General features: G+C 65.1%; 3 protein-coding genes. All 3 read left to right on the top strand.

Features of this window, described 5'->3' with window-relative positions; all coding sequences use genetic code 11:
* Positions 1-233 (top strand): DUF7240 domain-containing protein (locus ACTNBY_RS07325; RefSeq protein ID WP_441063948.1); only part of this gene is annotated, 233 nt, incomplete at its 5' end.
* Between the two features lie 40 nt (positions 234-273).
* On the top strand, positions 274-5,739 hold the full coding sequence (locus ACTNBY_RS07320; protein WP_441063947.1) for a tape measure protein: 5,466 nt from the start codon (positions 274-276) through the stop codon (positions 5,737-5,739).
* Positions 5,736-7,031, top strand: a complete 1,296-nt coding sequence (locus tag ACTNBY_RS07315; RefSeq protein WP_441031782.1) for a hypothetical protein — start codon at positions 5,736-5,738, stop codon at positions 7,029-7,031. The genes ACTNBY_RS07320 and ACTNBY_RS07315 overlap by 4 nt, the downstream gene beginning before the upstream one ends.
* The last annotated feature ends 2 nt before the right edge of the window (positions 7,032-7,033 follow it).

Genomic DNA, 7,033 nt, shown 5'->3' with positions numbered 1-7,033 from the left:
TAATCACGTCGGGCATCCCGGAGCCGATGGTGCAGATCCGGCAACTCGGGTCGATGCTCGACGCGGTAGAGTTCATGATCCTAGAGTCCCACAAGGACGACAAAGAGAGAGCGCGGTATCGGCAGAAGGTTTACAAGCCGCGTGTCAAGACCGGGGCAATTGAGAAGCCCGCGGGGTTCGACCCGTCGGACATGGCGGCGCAGGCGGCGATGCTGGAAGCGCTGGACGCTTAGCACGGTAGAGTATGGGGCGTAGGATCGGGAGGTTCATGGTATGGCGACTGTCGGCACGGCGCGGGTGACGATTGAGGCTGATTTCAGCAGGTTCGAGCAGGACGTTCAGACGTTCTTCAACCGCAGCGGCAAAGCGGCGGGGGATGCCCTCAACCGGGGCGTGAAATCGGGTGCCGATGCGGCGCAGAAGTCCGTGAAGGACGTGGGCACGGAGTTCCAGAATGTTGCATCGTCCGCGTCCTCGGCGGGGCGTGATGCGTCGTCGTCGTGGGCGGCGGAGATGGGGAAGGTTGGCACGTCGACGCAGAAGTCCGCGGCGGTGGCTTCCTCGGCGCTGACTGATCTGTCGGGTAAGGGCGCGTCGGCGGCGAGCCGGGTGTCGTCGTCCTGGGCATCGAACATTAGTGGTGTTGCGTCCTCGACATCCTCGGCTGCGTCGGCTGCGTCGTCCTCGTTGGATGGTGTGGGACGGGCCGCGTCGGGTGCCGCTTCTGGTATCCGCGTGTCCTTCGCGAACGGCTTCGGCGGTGTCGCGTCGGCTGCGTCCGGGATGGTGAGTCGCGTGTCCGCGACGATGGGTAGCGTGGCTTCCTCGGCACGCGGCGCGGCGGAGTCGATTAAAACGTCCATCACCAACGCACTGAAGGAGTCGGAGCAGACCGCTGATCGCGTTCCGAGCGCTATCGGCAGGATCGGCGTGGCCGTGGGCGCTATCGCCGGGCCTATGGCGATCCTAAAGGGCGGGTTCGACCGCCTGATGAACATCCAGCGTGCCGAGGTGATGTTCAAATCCGTGGGCCTGTCGGCGGAGCAGACGAAGAATCAAATGGCGAAGCTGACCGAGCAGGTGACGGGAACGTCGGTGTCCTTGGCGGATGCGGCGAAGTACTCCGCTATGTTCGCGCAGTCTGGTGTGGAGCTCGGCAAGCCGATGGACTCCGCGATCCAAGCGTTCACGGCCCTATCGTCCATCGCGGAGGGCTCGGGCGTGGACGTGGGGCGTGTGATGCAGCAGATCAGCGCCCAGGGCAAGGTCACGGGCGAGGACATGGCGCAAATGGCCGACGCTGGTGTCAATGCGACGAAGTACCTCGCGGACAGCATGGGCATGTCCCAGGCTGATGTGAAGAAGGCGATCTCGGACGGCAAGGTGTCGTTCGAGGACTTCGTCACGGCTATCAATAAGGGCACGGGGTCGCTGGCGAAGGATATGGGTCAGACCCTCCCGGCGAAGATTGCGAACTTCAAGACCTCACTGTCCGCGTTCGGCGCGACGCTGCTGGAACCCATGATCGGCCCGATGACGAAGGCTGTGGAGTTCCTCACCGGCGTGTTCAAGGGGCTGAACCAGCCGATTAAGGACTTCGTGACGTGGCTCGGCGAGGGGTCGCTGGCGGCGGATGCCTTCAAGGGTGTAATGATCGTAGTTGGTGGTGTCGTCGCGGGTGCCGTGTCGCTTATGGCGGTCGGCGCGTTGGCTTCGCTAGGGAGCATGATCGGCGGGTTTGTCCTGGGCGGACTGCAGGCCACCATCACCGGGGCGAAGATGGTCGCGGCGGCGTGGACGACCGTTGCTGGGTGGGCTAGGGCCGCTGGTGCTATGGCGATTCAGGTGGCGAAGATGATCGGTCAGTGGGTCATGCTGGGCGGTCAGGCACTTGTGCAGGCCGGGCGTGTCGCCGCCGCATGGATCATGGCCGCGCCGAAGAACCTGGTGCAGTACACGATAGCGTTCGTTCAGATCATCGCCGGGTGGGTGCGCATGGCTGCGGTGGCGACGGTTCAGGCTATTAAGGCTGGGGCTGCGTGGATCATAGCCGCCCCGAAGAACCTGGGCACGTATGCCCGCGCGTTCGGCGCGATGATCGCCGGGTGGGGACAAGCCGCCGGTGCCGCTATCGTGAACGCTGGGCGCATCGCCGGGGCGTGGATCATCGCCGCCCCGAAGAATCTTGGAGCCGGTGTCAAGGCGTTGGGCATGATAGCCGGTGGGTGGGTCCGCGCGGGCATCGCCGCCGTCGCGAACGCCGCTGTTATCGCCGGGTCGTGGCTCGTTGCTATGTGGCCGGTGGCCCTCGTCATCGCCGCTATCGTCGGCATCATCGGTGTGTTCAAACTTCTGTGGGATAACGTCGCCGGGTTCCGCGAGTTCTGGCAGGGCGTGTGGGACGGCCTTGTCAATGTGGTGGCTACCGCGTGGACGTGGATCAAGAACATCGTCGTCGGGACGTGGGACGCGATCGTCGGCTGGTTCCAGTCCGGCGGGGTGCAGGCAGTGTGGCAGACCCTCGTGGATGGGGCGCAGGCCGCGTGGAACATCATCACGGCGGTGTGGGGCGGCTTGGTTGATTTCTTCGGCGGGATCTTCTCTGGACTCGCAACCGCGTTCAGCGCCGTGTGGGACGTCATCGGTACTGCGTTTATGTGGGTGTGGGAGTCCGTCCTATCGCCCATCTACACTTGGATTGCTGACACGTGGGGACGCATCGCGGAGATCATCGCCCCGGTGTGGGACACCATCACCGAGAAGGTCGCGGCGTTCGGGTCGTGGTTCATGGACTTCTGGAACACGACGCTGTGGCCTATCGTGTCGCAGGTCGTGGACTTCTTCAAGCGGATTGGTGAAGCGGTCGGCGGGTTCATCTCGGATCATTGGCCTGTTCTGCAGAAGGTGCTGATGATCATTGGTGGTGTGTTGCTCACGCCTATCATCATTGGTCTTGGTCTGGTCGTCGGCGCGATCGTCGCGGTCGTGACGATCGTTGGTGTGGTCATTGGTGCCATCACCGGGCTCATCTACGTGCTGGTGCAGCTCCCCGGGTGGATTAGCCAGGCCGTCACCGCGATCAAGGACTGGTTCGGCCAGGCGTGGCAGTGGACGAAGGACAAGTTCGCGGCGATGGGCGATGCCGTGTCCGGGTGGTGGCGTGATCACGTCGCGCCGTTGCCGGGGCGGGTGGGTCAGGCTATCGGCGGGGTAATTGATTGGTTCAAGGGCCTGCCGGGGCGTATCCGCGGAGCCCTGTCGGATGCTGGGTCGTGGCTAATCGACACCGGCAAGAACATCGTCCAAGGTCTGATCAACGGCATGACTTCCCTCGCCGGGAAGATCGGCAGCTACTTCCTCGACAAGATTCCGGGGTGGATCCGCAAGCCGTTCGAGTCGGCGCTGGGTATTCACTCCCCGTCGCGCGTGTTCGCGGGCTACGGCGAGAACATCGGGCAGGGCCTAATCAATGGCGTGCAGTCTATGGCTGGGAGCGTGAAGGGCGCGGCGCAGAGCTTGGCAAACTCGGCGGCTGATGTGTCGCTGCCGGAGGTCGCGGCCCCCACGGTCGCCGCCCCGGTGGTTCCCGCCCCGGTGCCCGGAATCGCGGTAGACAGTGTCGCCCAGATGCCCGGTGATGGTGCCGCCCTGGGCGCGATGATGCAGCAGCAGCAGGAGTCGATGCTGGCGTGGGGAGCCACCGCGCAGCAGCAGACCGGCGAGGTGGTGAACCCCGCCCTCGCGAGCGTCGGCACGACCGCGCAGACCATGAACGACACGCAATTCCAGCCGGTGATGCTGGGTATGCAGACCGCAATGTCCGCGACCGGCTCGGCGGTGTTGGCTATGACGAGCACGGCGTGGACCCCGGCGATGCTGGGGATGCAGGCCGCGTCGAACGCTACTGGCGCTAACACGTCGTGGAATGCTTACGGCGTCGTGAACCCCGCGTTGTTCAGCATCGCGAACACCGCGTGGAATGTTCTCAACACGGGCGTGAACCCCGCTATGGCTGGTATCCGCGGGGCGCTGACGTACACGGCGAACACGTTCGGGTGGGCTGCTGGCAACATCGCGCAGCAGTGGAATCAGGTGCGTGAAGCCACCGCCCGCCCCGTCCGCTTCGCGATCCAGTCGGTGTTTAACGACGGCATCGTCGGGATGTGGAACTCCGCGTCCGAGTTGCTCGGGACACAGAAGATGGCCCCGTACCCCGTACGGTTCGCCACGGGCGGTCTGGTGCGAGGCCCGGGTGGGCCGAAGGACGACAAGATCCCCGCGCTGCTGTCGAACCACGAGTACGTCCTCAACGCTAAGGCCGTTCGGAACATCGGCGTGGATAACCTCAACGCCCTGAACTCGGGTGGGTATCGCGTCGCCCCGCAGGTCCTCCGCGACCCGGAGAAGCGCCGGGCGATGCTGCGCGACAAGACGTTCACGAACGTTGCGGCGCGGTATCAGGGCGGCGGTCTGGCGGAGGGAACCCCGGCGTGGAAGGCGCTGCTCCGCGGATACAACTGGGCCCGGTCGCGCAACGGTCGTCCCTACGTGTGGGGCGGCTCGGCGCATGGCGATGGTGGTACGGACTGTTCTGGCTTCATGTCGGGCATCGCGGATGTGATCCTCGGCGGGTCCGGCGCACGTCAATGGGCTACAGGCAATTTCCCCGGTTCGCAGCAGGGCGCGTGGAAGCCCGGCCTGGCGGCGGGCTTCGCCGTCGGCATCTCGGATGTCCACACCGCCGGAACGATCGGCGGAGCGCCGGGCATCCCCGCGGTGAACGTCGAGTCCGGTGGCATCAACTCACGTGTAAAGTTCGGTACCTCGGATGCTGCTGGTGCGAATGATTCGCAGTTCAACCGTAGATTCTCGCTCATTGTGACTGATTCCGGCGCGTTCGTGCCCGGCATGGGCGGCGGCGCGTCGATGGTGGACATCATCGGCGGGCTGACGAAGCCATTCCAGGAACGCATGAGTTCCGCAGCCGCCGGGTGGGCGCAGTCGCACGCTGGCATCATCAACACGTATCCGCAGAAGCTGTCGGAGACGCTGGGGAAGATCACCCGCGACAAGATTACGAAGCTGTCCGAGGAAATGATGGGCGACCCCGGCGGTGTCGGCGCGGAGCGGTGGCGACCTATGGCGAAGCGTGCCATGGCCCGCGTCGGCTTCAACTGGCAGGATAAACGCCAAGTCGATGCCATGATCGCGCAGATTCAGTCCGAGTCCGGTGGTATTCCGAACCGGGCGCAGGAAATCGTGGATGTGAACGGCACCGGCGCGTCGGCGGGCCTTGGCCTGCTGCAGATCATTCCGACGACGTTCGCGGCGCACCGTGACCCGGAGCTGCCGAACGACCGCACGAACCCGTTCGCGAACATGGTCGCGGCGCTGCGGTACTACAAGTCCCGCTATGGCATGGACCTTACGACTATGTGGGGTCACGGGCATGGTTACGACCGTGGCGGGTTGATCACGGATCGGGGCTTGTTCTCGAAGCAGACGACGCAGGCGGAGCGGGTGCTGTCGCCTAGGCAGACCGGCGCGTTTGAGGAGCTCGTCGGGTTCCTCGGGTCGGCTGATTGGCAGTCCCTCCGCGACGCTGGTGCAACCATTACCGGCGACAGCGGCGGGCGGAGCGTGAGGACGGTTGAGGTGACCCTGAACTACTACGGGAGCGGCGACGGTGAGGACGTGGCCGATGCCGTCGAGCAGCGACTTATTAGGAGCGCGTGGTGAGTTACAACGGCTATTTGAGTCTCGGAAGCGCGGAGTTGATTAACTCCCGCCGGGCGGCTGGGCACGCCCTCCACGGTATCTGTTCCCGCTCGTTTGAGCTGATTTGGGATGATTCGTGGGGCCAGCAGCACGTGTGGCTCGGCGACGAGGACTACATCACCCCGGAGCAAACCGGGGCCCCGTGGGTTCAGGCGGGCAGGCCGGAGTCGTTGGAGTTCGGCGGGGTGTACGGCCTGAATATTGACGGGCTCGACACGACGAAGATTGATCAGGATGTCACCGAAGCCACGGGCGACGGCGGTTCGGTCGGCAGGCGTAGGCTCCCCACTCGCGAGGTCAAGGTGGAATGCTTGCTTATGGCGGCGACTTCCCGTGGCCTGGAGTGGGGACTGCGGTGGCTGACCCGTTCTCTGCTCGCGGATGGGTGCGGGGGGGATAGCGGCCCGCGTGATTTGGTGTTCCTCGAATCGTGCCCGGATTATCGGCAGTGGGAGCGCCCGGCTGATGTCCGGGAGCGTGCCGGGCAGCTGACCCGGATGCTGACGAGCGTGGTGGTGACGAAGACCCCGGAGGTGACGAACCGCTACGGCGTGTCGAATGACCGTGGGGACTACGCGCCGTGTATGGCGGTGGTGGAGTTCGAGCTGACGGCGCTGGTGCCGAGGGTATGGCGCAGCCCCGTTGTGTTGCTCGGGCCGCGGAGCCTGTCGGCGGGCGAGGTGATGACCGCTAGGTTCCAAGAACTCGACGCGGATGGGACGTGCCCGGCGAACTGTGATGACGACGAGGGCGTGCTACTAGATCCGAAGATGGGCGACCTGTGGACGCTGCCCCGCCCGACCGCGCCGGGCGTTGAGATCGGTTGCATGCCGATTGATTCGCGACGATCCGTGTTCACAATCAGGGAGGGCGCTATCCCCCTGACCGGTGAGATGCTGCCGACCGTCGTGGTCCGCTCCACGGGGCGGGAAGAAAGGAACATCCGCATCCGCTGGGCGCGTGGGCTTGTGGTCGATGATGGGGCGGCGCTGGACTGCCAGACCGTCGGCGAAGCTATGGCAACGTACCTCCCCGCGGATAGTGTCCTCACCCTCGACGGGCGTTCCGGGGCGGCGTGGGCTGACCTTCCGGATGGTCGGCGTGTTGATGCCACGCCGGTGATGGTCGGGCGTGCCGGTGGGCCGTGGCGACCCCCGGTGATGACGTGCGGCGCTCCCTACACCCTCGTGGTTGATGCTGGGCAGGACACGACCGCGACGGTGGAAGTCACCGGCGTGACGGGGGAGGTGTAGCC

This window comes from Collinsella sp. HCP28S3_E12 (assembly GCF_052065595.1).
Lineage (GTDB): Bacteria > Actinomycetota > Coriobacteriia > Coriobacteriales > Coriobacteriaceae > Collinsella.
This window is presented reverse-complemented; position numbering and strand designations above follow the sequence as displayed.